This is a genomic window from Mesobacillus foraminis (assembly GCF_004340465.1).
Taxonomy (GTDB): Bacteria; Bacillota; Bacilli; order Bacillales; family Cytobacillaceae; genus Mesobacillus_B; species Mesobacillus_B foraminis.
Map to the genome: position 1 here is coordinate 290213 of NZ_SLVV01000006.1, position 15315 is coordinate 305527.

The window sequence follows — 15315 nt, forward strand, 5'->3', positions numbered from 1 at the left end:
CCCGTTGGATCGGGGTCATTGTTTTATATTCATAGAGTTCATTGGAGGTTACATGAAGAAATCAAGAATAAAAATCAAACTGGCCATCTGGCAATTGGACTTAATCGATACACTTGCTGCGAACCGCTCTCAATATTTTCGTGATTTATTTTTAGAAATGCTAAAGAAGCAGAGTATTCCCATAGCAGCCTCCCTGGATCATCTTTGTTTTTCACCACAGGAGATACAGACCATCTCGGAAAAGCTAAAAAAAACGTGGGGGAAAGAGTATAAATGTCAGAAAGTAAGGCGGATTGGCAAAAATTTCAGCAAAAAACTGCCTGAATATTTGAAAAAAGTGGGGATTACCGTTTTTCTGGATTCATGGATGCTGCAAATTGTGGAAAGAGTCGAACCAAACCGGACCCTTTTTTTCTCAACTCTATTATTATGCAAAATTGAAACAGAGCTTTCAAAGTATGGGCTTATAGAGGAAGATACGGTCATTTCAAAATGTCACGGTGACCTTTATATCAGGTACTTAAAGGAGCAAGCGGGTCTTCGTTCCAATTCCTTATGAATGAACGGGTTCTACCTTTTATGTTATACTTTTTTTAATGGATGACAGAAGTAAAGGATGAGCTGGTTGAAAAGAAGAGCACAAAAGGAACTGACGAAAAAGAAGATATTTGAAGCCTCGCTTTCACTTTTCATTGAAAAAGGGTATGAAAATGTTTCAATTGAACAGATCGTTGCGAGTCTGGGGCTTACCAAGGGAGCTTTTTACCATCATTTTGTCTCAAAGGAAGCAATCATCATCGAATTTTACCATACGATCATCCAGGAGCTGACAGAGGAGCTGCTTTTTAAGGTCCGAGACCTGCGAGAACAGGATAGTCTGATCATTTTGGAGTCTATCTTTCATCAAATTAGCCTTTTCTGTGTCGGCAAATTTAAGTTCCTCAAAATCCTGTTAAGTCCGTCCGTGAATAGCAAGGCGGCTCTCGAAGATGTCTTCATTAACGAAATCTCCATTGTTTTATTAAATATTCTTCAGATTGGCGAGAGCAGGGAAGAGTACCAGCAGTATAGACCATCCAAGGATTCGGCACGATATATGGCGGCTTTATTGTTCTATGAAGTCAGGTATCTCTGCATGAGCGAAGAAATCCAGCACGATAAAAAAAGCATTTCCAGGAGTTTAGAAGATATCCTTCTAGTTGTTTCCAATGGACTCTTTATTACTAAATAACTTTTTCGATTTTAAGAATCTCTTTATCCACTTGATAAATATTGTTAAGTGTGTTGTGCCTGAATGAAAATCCGCTGATTAATCCCTTATTGAAACTCAGTGGATAAGGATTATCCATCAGGTTCAGATAAAAATTGGTTCCATCTGTACTGATTTTAAAACCTTCGTGCATGAGCTGATGGTTATGCCGATAGACTTCGTTTAAATCTTCCACCAGGAACTTCTGGAATGAATTCCGGCCAAGCTGATGCGGCCCTTGTGCAATACTCGCAATATGTGCCCCAACCTTGTGGACGGTAGCAGCCCCGACTTTTTCCTCCATATGACATAATGTATCTACCATTTTGGCCGTGGATATCCATTCCTCTTTGATATTGACGTTATGCTTCCGTGTAAAATATTCTGCTAACAATTTATTGCCGCAAAGAGCCAGCTGCAGAGACTGAGTAAAAATCGAAGTATTGCTTTTTGGCTGCATTCCTCATATCCTCCCTTATGATATTTAAATCTTCACTATAGGTCTTTCTTGCCGCCCCATAACCATCATTCCCATTTTCCTAACGAGTTCCATTCCTTCAACATCAGCTTGCTTCTATGTACAGATAGTCTGCTATATCTTTTTACTTAAGGTAGTAGTTTACGGGATTATCAGGGAATTTACAATTACCTGATAGGAGAATATTTCCATATAACAATTTTCATACATTCGCGTTCAAACATAAATCAAGCTGCAGGTTTCTAGTATGCAAATAGGAAGGTGTCTGCATCTTTAGGACTAGTAATGAAAGTCTTTAATGGGTAAAAATAACTAAATAATCAAATCTTTCAAAATGTTATGTCAGATTTCATGCCAACTTTGTATTTAAATCTAAAAATCTATTATAACCTTTGTTTTGTAGGAAACAAACGAAGGGAGTCGATGGGTGTTGGCGAACAATCAAGAAAAGAACATTAGCAGGAGGGCCTTTTTAAATCAGGTAGGGAAGGTTGGCGGTGCTGTTGCCGTTTACGGGGCAATGGATTCGCTGGGCTTGCTGGGGAATTCCATGTTTGCCAGTGCCGCGGAGTTTAAGGCTCCAAAGAAAAGCGAATTGGCTATGGTCAATAAAACTGGGAAGAAGGTCATTATTTTAGGGGGCGGCATTGCTGGACTAGCCTCAGCCTATGAACTCAGCAAGGCAGGATATGACTGCCAGATTTTTGAGGCCAGGGACCGTGTTGGCGGAAGGAACTGGACCGTCAGGGGCGGGACCACAGAAACGGAACTCGGCGGCGTGAAGCAGGTGGCGAGGTTCGACAAAGGGCAATACATGAATGCCGGCCCTGCGCGAATCCCGCAGCACCATGTCACCATCGATTATTGCCGGGAGCTGGGCGTAGAGCTGGAGGTGTTTACTAATATCAATGAGGCGGGCTACTATTTCCACGAAAATGCAGGCCCATTATCGAATAAAAAGATCCGGAAGCGCGAAATCAAAGCGGATACCCGCGGCTATGTCGCAGAATTGCTGACCAAAGTAGCGAACCAGTCGGCATTGGACCAGGAGTTGACATCGCAGGACATCGAGAGATTAAAGGCCTTTTTATCCAGTGACGGGGCATTGAATGCCAGCAAAAAATATACAGGGACAGGGTACCGCGGCTACCTGGAGGATGATCTGCCTGGTGCCGGCCTGAAGCCTGGAACGGTTGGGACTCCTCATGCGTTCAAGGATATCCTGGAATCCGGAATGATGAACCAATTTAGTTCCGAATACTCATTTGATCAGCAAATGATGGTGTTCCAGCCTGTGGGCGGCATGGACCAGATTCCAAAGGCACTGGCTGAGAGGCTTCCAGGGAAGATTACGTTTGGTGCCGAAATTCGGGAAATCCGCCAGAGTGCTGATGGCGTACGGATTGTCTATAAAAAAGGGAATGGACCTGTGAAGCAAGTAACAGGGGATTACTGTATTTGTACCATTCCGCTGCCTGTCCTGAGCAAAATCCCTGCTGATTTTAGTCCTGAAATGAAAAATGCCATCAAAAGCATTGGTTATGCGACAACAGGAAAGATTGGCTTCCAATTCAAAACCCGCTTCTGGGAAACCGAAGACAGAATCATGGGCGGCATGACAACCACCAATATGGACATCAACCAAATCTGGTACCCATCGTACGGCTACCTGTCACCAAAAGGAGTCGTAATTGGCTACTATAACTTCGGCCAGAGTGCGGTTGATTACGGAAATTTACCGCTTAAGGAGCGGGAAAGAAGAGCATTGGCACAAGGAACGAAAATACATAAACAATATACCAGCGAGCTTGAACATTCCTTCTCTGTTGCCTGGCACAAAATTAAATATAACGAAGGGGGCTGGGCTTCGTATTCCTCCTCCGACCGTAAAAACTATTACCCCACACTGAACGAGCCGCAGGGAAGAATTTATCTTGCGGGAGAACATTTGAGCTACCTGACCGGCTGGATGGCTGGAGCATTTGAATCGGCGAGAATAGCTGTAAGCAGGATTCATGAACGGACATTAAAAGAAACCAGGAAACCTGTAACAGTAGGATAATTAAATAAGTTTAAGGAGATGGTTCAATGAAGAAAACAAAATCGGTTGTCGCATCTGTTGTGTTTGGGACAAGCTTACTGGCGGGAGCATATGCGTTTGCGGGCTCGGAAAAAGCCGACTTGAAAACAGACAAGGTGGCGTTCTTTGGGACACCTTCCTCATCAATCTCTAGCTCTGTGTCGATTCCCAAGCAATACAACCAGCTTTGGATCAGCGGCACCGTACCTCCTACACTGAACAGCAATGGAAAAACCATATATGAAAAATACGGCGATACCGAGAAACAGGCGGAAGGCATTTTTAAAAACCTGGAAGCTCAGCTTGAAGCAAAAGGGCTTTCCCTGAAGGATGTCGTTTACCTTCGAGTGTATGTGGCGTCCGATCCTGCAAAGGGAGGGAAGCCGGACTATACAGGATTCTTTAATGCCTATGGCAAGTTCTTCAATACTAAAGAAAACCCTGTAAAAACAGCCCGCTCTACTGTCGGGGTGGAAAGTCTGGTCAATCCGGACTGGCTGATTGAAATTGAAGCTTTTGTCGCCTATAAATAAGAAAAGGGGAGGATTTCTTTGCTGCAAAATATCGGAGTTCCGGGGTTAATATTAATCCTTGTGATTGCTTTGGTCATCTTTGGACCGTCCAAGCTGCCGGAAATCGGCCGTGCTTTTGGCCGGACGCTAACCGAATTTAAAAATTCTACGAGAGACCTGGTTTCAGGGGATTCAGAGGAACAAAAGGCAAAAGAAGTTAAAAATTAATGGATGGAAAAGCAAGGAGATGCGGACGACACCGTCCCCATCTCCTTATCCTTAATGGGGGAGAGGATACAATGGAAGAAAAAAATATGAATATCATGGAACATGCCTCTGAATTCAGGAAACGCCTGATCATTGTTCTTGGATCGTTTATCGTCCTGTTTGGGGCTGCCTTTTCATATGTTGACCAGATCTATAACTGGATCGTGGATGCTTCCACAATAAAATTGACGGTGCTCGGGCCAACAGAGATTCTGTGGGTATATTTTGTCCTAGCCGGCTTCTTTGCCATCACCGCTGTGTTTCCAATTGCGTTGTTTCATGTATGGAGATTCATCTCTCCGGCCCTCAGCAAGGATGAAAAGAAAGCTTTCTTTTTATATCTGCCTGCCATCATATTGTTCTTTTTTACAGGCATCGGGTTTGGTTATTATGTTTTGTTCCCCAATGTCCTGGCTTTTCTTACTTCTCTTGCGGGCGACGAGCTGAACACAATGTTTACGGCGGAAAAGTATTTCCGGTTCTTGCTCAATCTTACACTACCGATTGCGTTTTTATTTGAACTTCCCATACTTGTCATGTTCCTGACACGGATCGGAATCATCAATCCGGAGCTGCTGGCAAAGACCCGTAAGGTTTCCTATTTTGTCCTCACCGTTGTTTCTACCCTGGTGACGCCTCCGGATTTAGTCTCAGCCATTCTTGTGCTTGCTCCTCTGATTCTTCTTTACGAACTTGGGATGATGCTGTCAAAAATCGTATATCGAAAGAAGCTGAAGTTTATGGGTGGAGAAGGTATGCGGGCGGAGGGGTGATCTTAAAAAAAAGTTCATGAAACCAGGTTTTTACAGTTGCCAAAATGAACTGTATCAAATAAAATTACAGTAAGGAATCATTCCTGAACATAAAAATACAGGTTTAGAAATCGCAGCTCCTGCTGTACAACTAACTATCTCGAATTCAAACTACCTAAATCCAAGGTTTTTCTGTTCTCTAGAATTAAAAAATGTTTAGGAGAGTGGTAAACATGGTAAATCTATATACAACACCAAGCTGTACTTCTTGCCGGAAAGCAAAGGCCTGGCTTGAGGAGCATCAAATTGATTATATTGAAAGAAACATACTGGCGGACCCCCTTACGGTAGAAGAAATTAAATCCATTCTTCGCCTGACTGAAGACGGGACGGAAGAAATTATTTCAACGAAATCTAAAACCTTCCGGGAGCTGAATATAAACATTGATTCGCTTCCGCTTCAGGAACTATATCGTTTAATCAGCAATAATCCTCAAATGCTGCGCAGGCCAATAATCCAGGATGAAAAAAGGCTGCAGGTCGGATACAACGAAGAAGAAATTCGCAGTTTCCTTCCCCGTAAGCTTCGCAGTTTCATGAGAATGGAATCTCAGAAAGTGGTCAATGGCTAAGAGTCGTTTGGTTGAATCTGAAGGGAGAAATACAAGCATGAAAGAAGTATTTGTGACTGTAAACTACAAAAATAAAAATTATATAACGAATGTAATTGTTTCCAAAGAAATGAACAGGGAGCACATCCAGCGCCTGGCGGAAGAACAGGTATTAAAGCAATGGGGTGCTTGATTGCCAGGCAGATAAAAACCTGGCCATTTGACAATCATATCTGTAACGTTTAATATTACAGTACAAAGTCATATTAATATCCACGTACTAAAATTGGGAGGCCGGCAATGAACAGTGATTTTACTCTAGCCATACACAGCTTGACGCTGCTCGCACTCCAGCCGGACCGGATGGCTACCAGCGAGGTTATCTCAGAGAGTGCCGGTGTCCACCCAGTGCGTATTCGCAAAGTGCTCAGTTTGTTAAAGAAGCATGGTTTTATTAAGTCCAAGGAGGGGACCGGCGGGGGTTTTATCTTTGCCTTGGATCTTAGTGAAATAAGCCTCTGGGATATTTATAAAATCACCTCAGAAGGCGCACTGCAGCCCAAATGCCCTGACTCGAACGAACATTGCATTGTTGGAGCCAACATGCAAAAAGTCTTATTTGGCATTTTTTTGGGTGCTGAAGAACACCTGGGTGAATACTTGAGGGATTATACCATTAAAGAAGTTGTTGATCTTGTCAAACGAAAATAGCAACATGTTTGAGGAGGCAGAACTTCTTTGCAGCATAAATGTAATAAATATTTTTACAGTTAAAGGAAGTTTAGAGGGAAGCAAATCCGTGAATGGAATCTATATAACTAAAGAAGGTGAAATGTATCATGGCAAACAATGATTCCTTATTAAAAAAAGGTGACTGGGTAAAGGGAAGGTCCCGCGATGGCGAATTAATCATTGGGTATACCGAGTCAATCAACAAAACTGACGGGGTGGTCAGTGTCCATGTGGTTACAAGCGATAATGAAGAAAGCATTGGCAGGACGGTACAACTGTTAGCCAAGCGCGTAAAAAAATTGCCAGATTCGAGGATTCCCAACAAAGAGCAAATTTCATTCTTAATCGACCTGGCATTGTCAACCGGTGATGAGGAATGGTTCCTCGAGCTCTCGTCCCAGTTAAAGTCAATGAAAAAACTTATGAAAGAAGCCATTTACTAAATCAAGGACTTTAAAGGGTCCTTTTTTTTGTGCTTTTTTAAGCTCTAATTGAGGAGTTAATAATGGTAGACAAAAGGCTAGAATGATTTATTCGTGGAAGATCAAAGGCTTGGCGGCAGGATTTGTTATCAAAGAGGGAAGGGGCATTTTGATTTCAAAATGCCGCCTTCATTATCCTATTCCAGAGAATTAAGAAGCTCTTCCATGACTTGCTGCGGAGACATGAGTTTGTCTCCTCCGCCCTGAGCGAATGAGTCATTTCCTCCACCTTTTCCGTTGATGGCCGGCAGAACCTTCTTCAATAGCTGGTTCATATTGAAAGCGAGGCCAGTGCCTTTAGCACAGATAATTTGCAGTTTTTCGGGTGTTTCATTGATAAACAAGACAAGGGTATCACTGGCTGTCGCTGCAATGGTCCTTGCCATTTGCTGCAGTTCTGTTATTGGCCTGTCTTCAAAGTGGGCCTGGATGGTCCGGCGGCCATCAATCGTTTCTGCCTGGTTAAGGAGGCTGCCTGCTTCATGCTCAATCAGTCTGCCCTTCAATTCCTCCACAGTTTTTTCCAGCACTCTTGCCTGCTGCAGCACCCGGCTAGCAGCTTCTTCCATTTTGTCCTGCGGTGCATTTAAAATAGCCGTCAGGCCCTGAAGGACTTTCTGCTTTTCATGCAGCTGTTTGATGACCCTGCTTCCGCAAACAAACTGGACACGGATAATCTTCTTCTGCTTTTCCCAATCCAATATTTTGATCGAGCTCACCTGGCCGGTTGAAGAAGGGTGGGTCCCTCCGCAGCCGTTGTAATCAAAATCAGGAATGATGACCAGGCGGATATGATCGGTTACCGACAGCTTCTTCCTGAGATTGTAATTGGAGAGCTCGCTCTCTGATACCCATTTTGCCTCAATTGGCCGATTTTCAAGGATGATGGTATTCGCAAGCTTTTCGGCTTGAATGGTTTCTTCGTCTGTAAGCCTTGGAACCTCGAGATCAATCGTACAAATTTTGTTTCCTAAATGAAAGCTGACCGTTTTATACCCAAAGGCCTCTTCAAAAGCCGCAGATAAAATATGCTGCCCGGCGTGCTGCTGCATATGATCAAAGCGGCGATCCCAGTCAATTTCTCCTCGATACTCCTCTTGTTCCTGAAGAGGGCTCTCAAGATAATGCCGGATTTCGCCGTCAGTCTCCTCGACATTCATAACTCGTACTCCATTGAGCGTTCCCGTATCATGGGGCTGGCCCCCGCCTGTCGGATAAAAAGCCGTCTGTTCCAAAACAGCATATGTACCTTTCTCGTCCTTACCCTGTTTCAGGATACTAGTTTTAAAATCCCGTATGTATTGTCCCTGGTAATATAGTTTTTCTGTTGTCATAACTGAGCACACCTCTTTATACTGGCTTGTAATCTTACTATAGCATAATTACAGTGCTGGTCCTCCAGATTGGCCGTCTGATTTCAAAGATTAAAGTTCAGGCCGATCTGCCTTTAAATGTTCTCCCAGGTCAGGAGAGGGGAAATGCGGGATAGGTCACGGTTATTCAAGCAACAGTTTTACTCTCCAAGCTCGCTTAGTACATACTGTTGGAGAGCCTCACGGGTCAAGCAGCCTGTAAAGCTGGGCGTGAAATAAAAGAAGTGGCTCCCAGAAAGATTAATTGGCCGTTAATGAGTCCTAAATTGGTAGAGTCTTCATCATCTATAGGATATGATGAAAATGGAAAAGGAGCTGGTTACTTGGCAGTACATCAATTAGAATCGACCACTTACATTTATACATATTCTTGCGCGGAGGAAGAACTCTCCCTGTGCAGGCTGGAGCGACGGTGTATGTTTGGGATTGATACGGAATTAAATGCAATTGAAGCTCCATTAAAAATAGAACCGAGCCGAAGTCCTTTTATAAAAGAAAGAATCGAGGTTCTGTGCACGGGTGATACCCTGGAGGCGTTGATCAATAAAATAAGAGAACTGCCGGAAATGGATGGTACTTTTAAAGTGTTGGTCATCAATCATAATGGGGACCCCAAGAGTGACAGGGTTGATTTTAAGGAAAGGAGAGGCATTGAACGCAAAATCGGGCAGCTGGTTCCAGGACAGCCTGACCTTCACGATCCTGAAATTTTGTTGGGCATCATCCAGGTGAACGGAAAATGGTTTTTTGGGCCCTGTGTGGAGAGCAGGAGCATTTGGTTCCTGCATCAGCAGAAGCCCCATCAGTATTCCACAGCATTAAGCACACGCGTGGCAAGGGCGGCGGTAAACATCGCGGTTCCTCACCTTGGCGAACAGAAGGTGATTGATCCGTGCTGCGGAATCGGGACCGTTTTAGTAGAAGCATTGTCGATGGGAATCCATATCATTGGCAGTGACAATAACCCGCTTGTCATGAAAGGGGCGCGTGAAAATATCGCTCACTTTGGGCATGAAGGGGAAGTGCTGTTAAGGGATATTCGCGAGATTAACGGAAGATATGACGTTGCCATTATCGATATGCCTTACAATCTATGTTCGGTTATTTCGGCAGAAGAAAAGCGTGAGATGCTCCAGAGTGCCCGGGGCTTTGCCAAAAAGGCAGTGATTATAACGGTTGAGCCAATGGATGAAATCATTATAGCAGCGGGATTTACGGTTGTTGACAGAGGCGAGGTTTTCAAAGGGAAATTTAAACGGGAAATTCTAGTGTGTAAGTAGAAACAGGGATGATGCTTAAGGCAATCATCCCTGTTTTTATAAAACTGTCAGGCAGCTAAATTTTTGCAGGCATCCGCGCATTTAAAGCAAGCATCCGCACACTTTTTACAGTGTTCATGTTCGTGGCTCTGGCACTCGTTTCCGCATGCTTCACAAATAGTAGCACATACTTGTGCCAGTTCAGAAATAAACGGCGTTCCCCTTACAATCGCCTGTTCAAGATAAGCACAAATATCTGCACATTCCCTGTCCAGTCGAATGCACTCTGCCATCATTCCAACATTGTCTTCCTGCAGGCAAGCATCATAGCAATGATTGCAGCTGACCATGCATTCATGAAGTGCTTCTATAGCTGATTGATATTGTTCGTGTGACATATTGTTTAACCTCCTACGTTTTTTTGTTGTCATTAGTTAGTTAACCTTTGGATAATGCATCTAAACATGGATAAAGGGGAAGTGTCGCAATCCTAATTAGAGGGTTTCCGGGATGCCGGTCCTTCCGGTGGCCGGATGTATTCCACTTTTGACGTTTTATGCATTTCTTTCGTCAACGGAGCCGCCATCAGCAGGAGGCCGGAAACTTTAAAAGAATAGGTGTGCGTACCAGGACAATATTCCTGTCTTGCGGGTCGGAACTTGTCCGATAAGAATTTTTGCTGCATCCATTGTTTTTATCTATTAGAACACTCTAATAGAATATCCACTTGAACAAAGAAGCGAATAGTGAAGGTTGGCTTGGAATATCGCTGGTAAGCGAAATGCTGGAGGCTCTTCTTCTTCTTCATAAGTTAAGTCCGTCTATTGATAAAACTAGCCCAAATCCAATAAGCGGGTTGAACGGCCATTTGACGGGTATAACACCTGTAGGTTTAATTTGCATAGGAGGAGAACTGCTTGAAGAAAAATTTAATCGCGAGTGGATTGGCCGGACTTGTTTTAGGAATCGTCCTTATGCTTTTTCTGTCACCGGCTGGTTTCAATGAATCTGCAGAAAAAGGAAATGCTATTAAAAGTTCGGATTTGATTGAAGAAAATGTGAAAGCGGATGAAGTTCCAAATAACTTCAGCATTGCAAAAGCTGTCGAAGTGAGCAAGGATGCAGTGGTCAGTGTCGTCAATTATCAAGGAGGAGACATGTGGGAAGGAGCGGAACCGCAGCCTGCCGGGTCAGGTTCTGGTGTTATTTATAAAAAAGAAGATGGAGAGGCCTTTATTGTCACGAATCATCATGTCGTGGAAGGCGCCAACCAGATTGAAGTCACTTTAACCAATGAACAGAATCTAAAGGCTGAACTGCTGGGATCCGATCCGATCATCGATCTTGCTGTTTTAAAGGTTGACAGTTCAGAGATTGATAAAGTCATCAGTATTGGTGATTCAGAAAATCTTAAGGAGGGGCAGAGAGCGATTGCCATCGGAAATCCGCTTGGATTCTTAAATGGCACGGTTACAGCAGGAGTGATCAGCTCGTCTGACAGAATTATGCCAATCGATATTGATCAGGATGGAAGCGAGGATCTCCAGTCCGAGGTTCTGCAGACAGATGCATCCATCAATCCCGGGAACAGCGGCGGGGCACTGATTAATATCAGAGGGGAACTCATTGGGATTAATTCTTCAAAAATCGCCCAGGATTCAGTTGAAGGAATTGGCTTTGCCATCCCGGTCGATGTCGCAATGCCGATTATGGAGAGCCTGGAGAAGAATGGAGAGGTTCAAAGGCCTTATCTGGGCATTATCTCGGTTTCCCTGACAGATATTCCATCCCAGTACCATCAGAGTACACTCAAACTTCCGGAGAAAGTTGAAAATGGAGTGGTCATCCGGGAAGTGGAGCCGACTTCACCTGCGGCACAGGCAGGACTGCAGAGCTATGATGTGATCACCGAGCTTGATGGTAAAACTGTCAAGGATGTCGGCACGCTGAGAAGCTATCTTTTTACAAATAAAAAGGTAGGAGATACAATGGATGTAACGTTTTACCGGGATGGAAAGGAACAAACAGCAGCTGTAAAGTTAACGGATGAAAACTATTAAATGGATTCCATGTTTAAAGTTAGAAAAGCTGGCTGTTTAGGCTGACTTTGTTTAAAAAGTCTAGGTTAATATTTAATGTTGATTTTTTCGATAAAATGGTAGGGAACCGTCTTTTGGTTCCCCAATTCTCAATAAATCAGTCTATTAGATATTCAATAAAGATGTTTTTTAAATGTTCATACTCATTGAAATGGTTCTATTTTTGAATCCTAATTTTTCATACAGTTTAATCGCTTGATTTCCTGCATATACACTTAAACGAACCTCTGAATATCCATCTTGTTTAAGATGTTTGATACCAGTCTCCATCAAGTGTTTCGAAATTCCATTTCCCCTAAATTCCTCTAACACAAACAATTCATAAATAAATCCATATATCTTTTCATTAAATAGGTCTTTACTTGTTCCTATAAGAATCCAACCCATTAGATTATTGCCTTCAGTTGCTATCAAATAATAGCATCCTTTCTGCAATAATGGTTCAATAAGTTGTTTGACTTTTTCATCTGACAATTTTGCCTCGCCTAATGTGCCATCGAATAATGCTTGTGGTGTAAGTGATAAAACCTTTTTATATTCCGAATCGTTTGGTTTTCTAATTTCCATAAATTGAGTTCTCCTCTCCCAATATCTATAAGCCAATTGCCTGTTAATGACCTTTTTAAGCACTGAACATAGATAGACGGATACTTTCATAAGTCTCTGTCATTTTAAATACAAATGTAGTAAGCAGAAGCTCTTTTATATGTTGATTGTATTTTCGTTACTGCGACTATTTACAAATAAGAACTAAGCAAGGCAATTATCAAGATATTTTGTAGCCACACTTTAAAACGGTCAATCCACTTCTTCATCCAAGATGAAACCTGTTGACATTTTGAATGTGATATAAGTCCTTTATAACGTACTTTCCATCATCGGAGCAAGAAATTGGTTGGCTTTCAAATATCAACAATGTACATTAACAGAGCCTTTAATAAAATAAGTCTTTTCATAGAAAAAAAGGTTTTCATTTGCTAGTGTTGAATTACTGATGAATAGAAATCAAAGACAAACACGCGGGGGTCGAAATTTGGATATAACCTTTAGTCAGCCCACCAGGGATCTTTTGCAGGCAACTGGGGGGCATATTTTCTACTGTTTTAATCATTTGGAAAGGTATATCGAAAATGCTGCTTCCTATATCCTTTCGGGTATAAGGCAGGGAGACTATGTGTTTTTAATTGAAAACGAACGGATCTATCCTGCCATTGTTCAGAAGGTGAAGGCCCAATTAACTGAGAGTCAGCTTAATCAACTGGTTCATGTAAATAACTTTGATTTTTACTGGTCCTATGGGGATTTCCATACATCCTCCATCATTGCTAACTTTTCCAGGATGCTGCACCCTTATGATGAAAAAGAATTCTCCATTCGTACCTGGGCACATGTGGAATGGGGAAATGAGCAGGAGATCACACAGAAGATAAGTGAATTTGAAGTGGAAGCTAATCATTCTGTCCAATCGATGAACCTGGTTTCCGTTTGTGCCTACGATGGGGACAGGATAACGGAGCCTCTAAGGGATTCATTACTGAAATCGCATCAATGCCATATGAAGGATGATGGCATCCTCCCATTAGATCACCCACGTATTCAGTAAAAGATTTTAAGTCAGGCCCTATTTGGCCTGGCTTATTTCTTTGTTGTTTAGGCTGAAAAAGAAATGGCGTCAGTTTTGTAGGTAAATGGGTGCAAACCTTTTGGCCGTCTGGTGATAAAAATGCCCATTCATGCAGAGGACTTATTTACTGATTTTTACAGAATATTCCGCCAAAATTGACTTCCTATTTATTGGAACTTAAAATTTGTAGTGTAAAGATCTTTACAAAGCTTGAAATACATAGGCCTGTGCATATTCTAAAACTATTTTTAACAGGAAAATGGTTGTGACTGAGTAAACGAATATATGGACAAGGAGGTCTTGTATGAAGAAGATTCTATCTTATGCCGCGGTCTCTCTTTTAACTCTGTCATTGACTGCAGCTCCGCTAGGGAAAACTGCATCCGCAAAAGAGTTGGATGCCCTTAAGCTTCATTTTAATTCGACCGTAGTGGACAGCCATAATGACACGATGATGAAGGTGGTCGATCCGGACACCTGGCTTCCAAGTACCGATATCAGAGAAAATACACCTTTTCACATTGACATTCCCAAGCTTCAATCTGGCGGGCTGAATGTTCCGTTTTTCGCGGCCTATACCTCTGGCTATTATGGCAATAATCCTCGAAGCATCAGCAGGACGTTGGCGTTGATCAACGCTCTTTATTGGACAGAAGATAGAAATTCGGATGTTTTCAACATTACAACCTCCTATAAAGAGATAGAAAAAACAGTGAAAGCCGGGAAAATAGCGGCCGTCCCGACTGTTGAAGGAGCCTATTCACTCGAAGAGCATAATGCCATCGGCCTCCTTCACCAATACTATGACCTTGGCATCAGGGCTCTCGGGTTTACCTGGAATTATTCGAATTCCTTGGGCGAAGGGGCCAACAGGGTCTACGGGGATGCTGACCGGACCGCTTCCCAAGGTGGACTCACCGAACTTGGTGAGAAAGTTGCCCGAGAAATGAACAAGCTTGGGATGATCATCGATGTTTCCCATCTTTCTGAAAATACATTCTGGGATGTGATCAAGGTATCCAAAGCACCAATCATGGCTACTCATTCCGGAGCCTACTCCCTAAGGAACCACCAACGAAACCTTACTGATGACCAGCTAAAAGCGCTGGCCAGGAACGGCGGGGTCGTGGGAATCGTGTTTTATCCCGACTTTTTGACCTACGGCTATCCAGACAAGCTGAATTATATCAAAGACTATGTCGACCATATCGACCATGTTGTCAAAACGATTGGAATTGACCATGTCGCACTTGGATCAGACTTTGACGGAGGCCCGCTGCCGGCCGATATCCAGGATTCCTCGGAGCTGTACAAAGTAACACAGGAATTGGTCCGCCGCGGCTATTCAAGCCAGGATATCGAAAAGCTGCTTGGGAAAAATACTCTGCGTCTGCTGAAAGAGGTTCAAAAAGCAGCCAGCCATCCTGCCGAAGCTAAAGGGACCAGCCTGACTATCACACCTTCGCTAAAAATGGGCGAAACGGTTCCGGGCAACACGCCGCTGCTGACCGCAAAAATTGACAGCGGAAAGGGCGCCCCGCTTGATGAAGGCAGCCTCAAGGTGTTCGTTGATGGAATTGAACATAAACCGGTGTTTGATGCCAAGACTTCCAGTGTCTCCTTCCAGGTAAAAGAACAGCTGAAAGAAAAGTTCCATGTCGTTACCTTTGAAGGTGCCACCAAAGCTGGAAAAGTAGAGAAAGAAACCAGAATCTTTTATATTAATCAATAAAGCTATACCCCTGAAGTAGCCGGACAAGATCCTGTTAGACTGCTTTGGGGGTTTTTTAAGGGAGA

18 protein-coding genes and 1 pseudogene are annotated in these 15315 nt (G+C 43.1%); 14 read left to right on the top strand and 5 right to left on the bottom strand.

Features of this window, described 5'->3' with window-relative positions; all coding sequences use genetic code 11:
- Positions 1 to 52 precede the first annotated feature (52 nt).
- Entirely contained in the window at positions 53 to 559 is a 507-nt protein-coding gene (locus EV146_RS12565) for a hypothetical protein (RefSeq protein WP_132006548.1), read from the top strand.
- A 66-nt stretch (positions 560 to 625) separates the two neighbouring features.
- Positions 626 to 1231, top strand: a complete 606-nt coding sequence (locus tag EV146_RS12570; RefSeq protein WP_158287090.1) for a TetR/AcrR family transcriptional regulator — start codon at positions 626 to 628, stop codon at positions 1229 to 1231.
- Here EV146_RS12570 and EV146_RS12575 read toward each other — a convergent pair.
- Positions 1224 to 1709 carry a hypothetical protein gene (locus EV146_RS12575; RefSeq protein WP_132006555.1) on the bottom strand — a complete coding sequence of 162 codons (486 nt, stop codon included), beginning with the start codon at positions 1707 to 1709 and terminating at the stop codon, positions 1224 to 1226. The two genes, EV146_RS12570 and EV146_RS12575, sit on opposite strands and share 8 nt — an antisense overlap.
- Before the next feature lie 445 nt (positions 1710 to 2154).
- On the opposite strand from EV146_RS12575, the gene EV146_RS12580 reads away from it, so the two are divergent.
- The 8 genes from EV146_RS12580 (at position 2155) to EV146_RS12615 (ending at position 7124) form a co-directional block, all read left to right on the top strand.
- Complete coding sequence (locus EV146_RS12580; protein WP_373566061.1) at positions 2155 to 3789, top strand: flavin monoamine oxidase family protein; 1635 nt, start codon at positions 2155 to 2157, stop codon at positions 3787 to 3789.
- Between the two features lie 26 nt (positions 3790 to 3815).
- Positions 3816 to 4340: a RidA family protein gene (locus EV146_RS12585; RefSeq protein WP_132006558.1), complete on the top strand. Its 525-nt coding sequence runs from the start codon at positions 3816 to 3818 to the stop codon at positions 4338 to 4340.
- Between the two features lie 18 nt (positions 4341 to 4358).
- The gene (locus tag EV146_RS12590) at positions 4359 to 4547 is read left to right on the top strand and encodes a twin-arginine translocase TatA/TatE family subunit (protein ID WP_132006561.1); all 189 of its coding nucleotides are present in this window, start codon (positions 4359 to 4361) and stop codon (positions 4545 to 4547) included.
- A 71-nt stretch (positions 4548 to 4618) separates the two neighbouring features.
- The gene (gene tatC, locus EV146_RS12595; protein ID WP_132006564.1) at positions 4619 to 5359 is read left to right on the top strand and encodes a twin-arginine translocase subunit TatC; all 741 of its coding nucleotides are present in this window, start codon (positions 4619 to 4621) and stop codon (positions 5357 to 5359) included.
- A gap of 212 nt (positions 5360 to 5571) precedes the next feature.
- Positions 5572 to 5970 (top strand): transcriptional regulator SpxA, encoded by a 399-nt coding sequence (gene spxA / locus EV146_RS12600; protein WP_121612384.1) that lies wholly within the window; start codon positions 5572 to 5574, stop codon positions 5968 to 5970.
- Positions 5971 to 6007: 37 nt separating this feature from the next.
- On the top strand, positions 6008 to 6142 hold the full coding sequence (locus tag EV146_RS12605; protein WP_132006567.1) for a BA3454 family stress response protein: 135 nt from the start codon (positions 6008 to 6010) through the stop codon (positions 6140 to 6142).
- 107 nt (positions 6143 to 6249) lie between these two features.
- Positions 6250 to 6660, top strand: coding sequence for an RrF2 family transcriptional regulator (locus tag EV146_RS12610; RefSeq protein ID WP_121612386.1), 411 nt, complete (start codon positions 6250 to 6252; stop codon positions 6658 to 6660).
- 128 nt (positions 6661 to 6788) lie between these two features.
- Positions 6789 to 7124 (top strand): IDEAL domain-containing protein, encoded by a 336-nt coding sequence (locus EV146_RS12615; protein WP_132006570.1) that lies wholly within the window; start codon positions 6789 to 6791, stop codon positions 7122 to 7124.
- Positions 7125 to 7300: 176 nt separating this feature from the next.
- Here the strand turns inward: EV146_RS12615 and EV146_RS12620 are convergent, their stop codons facing one another.
- Positions 7301 to 8497 (bottom strand): alanyl-tRNA editing protein, encoded by a 1197-nt coding sequence (locus EV146_RS12620; protein WP_132006573.1) that lies wholly within the window; start codon positions 8495 to 8497, stop codon positions 7301 to 7303.
- A 293-nt stretch (positions 8498 to 8790) separates the two neighbouring features.
- Between EV146_RS12620 and EV146_RS12625 the strand changes: the two genes are divergently transcribed.
- Positions 8791 to 9816 carry a TRM11 family SAM-dependent methyltransferase gene (locus tag EV146_RS12625; protein WP_132006576.1) on the top strand — a complete coding sequence of 342 codons (1026 nt, stop codon included), beginning with the start codon at positions 8791 to 8793 and terminating at the stop codon, positions 9814 to 9816.
- Positions 9817 to 9863: 47 nt separating this feature from the next.
- Here EV146_RS12625 and EV146_RS12630 read toward each other — a convergent pair whose 3' ends face one another.
- Positions 9864 to 10193, bottom strand: a complete 330-nt coding sequence (locus EV146_RS12630; RefSeq protein WP_121612390.1) for a four-helix bundle copper-binding protein — start codon at positions 10191 to 10193, stop codon at positions 9864 to 9866.
- 519 nt (positions 10194 to 10712) lie between these two features.
- Here EV146_RS12630 and EV146_RS12635 point away from each other — a divergent pair.
- A complete protein-coding gene (locus tag EV146_RS12635) occupies positions 10713 to 11855 on the top strand; it encodes a S1C family serine protease (RefSeq protein WP_132006579.1) in 1143 nt (380 codons plus the stop codon).
- A 168-nt stretch (positions 11856 to 12023) separates the two neighbouring features.
- On the opposite strand, the gene EV146_RS12640 is transcribed toward EV146_RS12635, so the two are convergent.
- Complete coding sequence (locus EV146_RS12640; RefSeq protein ID WP_132006582.1) at positions 12024 to 12461, bottom strand: GNAT family N-acetyltransferase; 438 nt, start codon at positions 12459 to 12461, stop codon at positions 12024 to 12026.
- A 55-nt stretch (positions 12462 to 12516) separates the two neighbouring features.
- Positions 12517 to 12777, bottom strand: a pseudogene (locus EV146_RS12645) (IS1595 family transposase); the annotation flags it as partial.
- Positions 12778 to 12888: 111 nt separating this feature from the next.
- Here EV146_RS12645 and EV146_RS12650 point away from each other — a divergent pair.
- Both EV146_RS12650 and EV146_RS12655 read left to right on the top strand, forming a co-directional pair.
- Positions 12889 to 13497 (top strand): MEDS domain-containing protein, encoded by a 609-nt coding sequence (locus tag EV146_RS12650; RefSeq protein WP_132006585.1) that lies wholly within the window; start codon positions 12889 to 12891, stop codon positions 13495 to 13497.
- A 325-nt stretch (positions 13498 to 13822) separates the two neighbouring features.
- The gene (locus EV146_RS12655) at positions 13823 to 15250 is read left to right on the top strand and encodes a dipeptidase (protein WP_132006588.1); all 1428 of its coding nucleotides are present in this window, start codon (positions 13823 to 13825) and stop codon (positions 15248 to 15250) included.
- Positions 15251 to 15315: the final 65 nt, after the last annotated feature.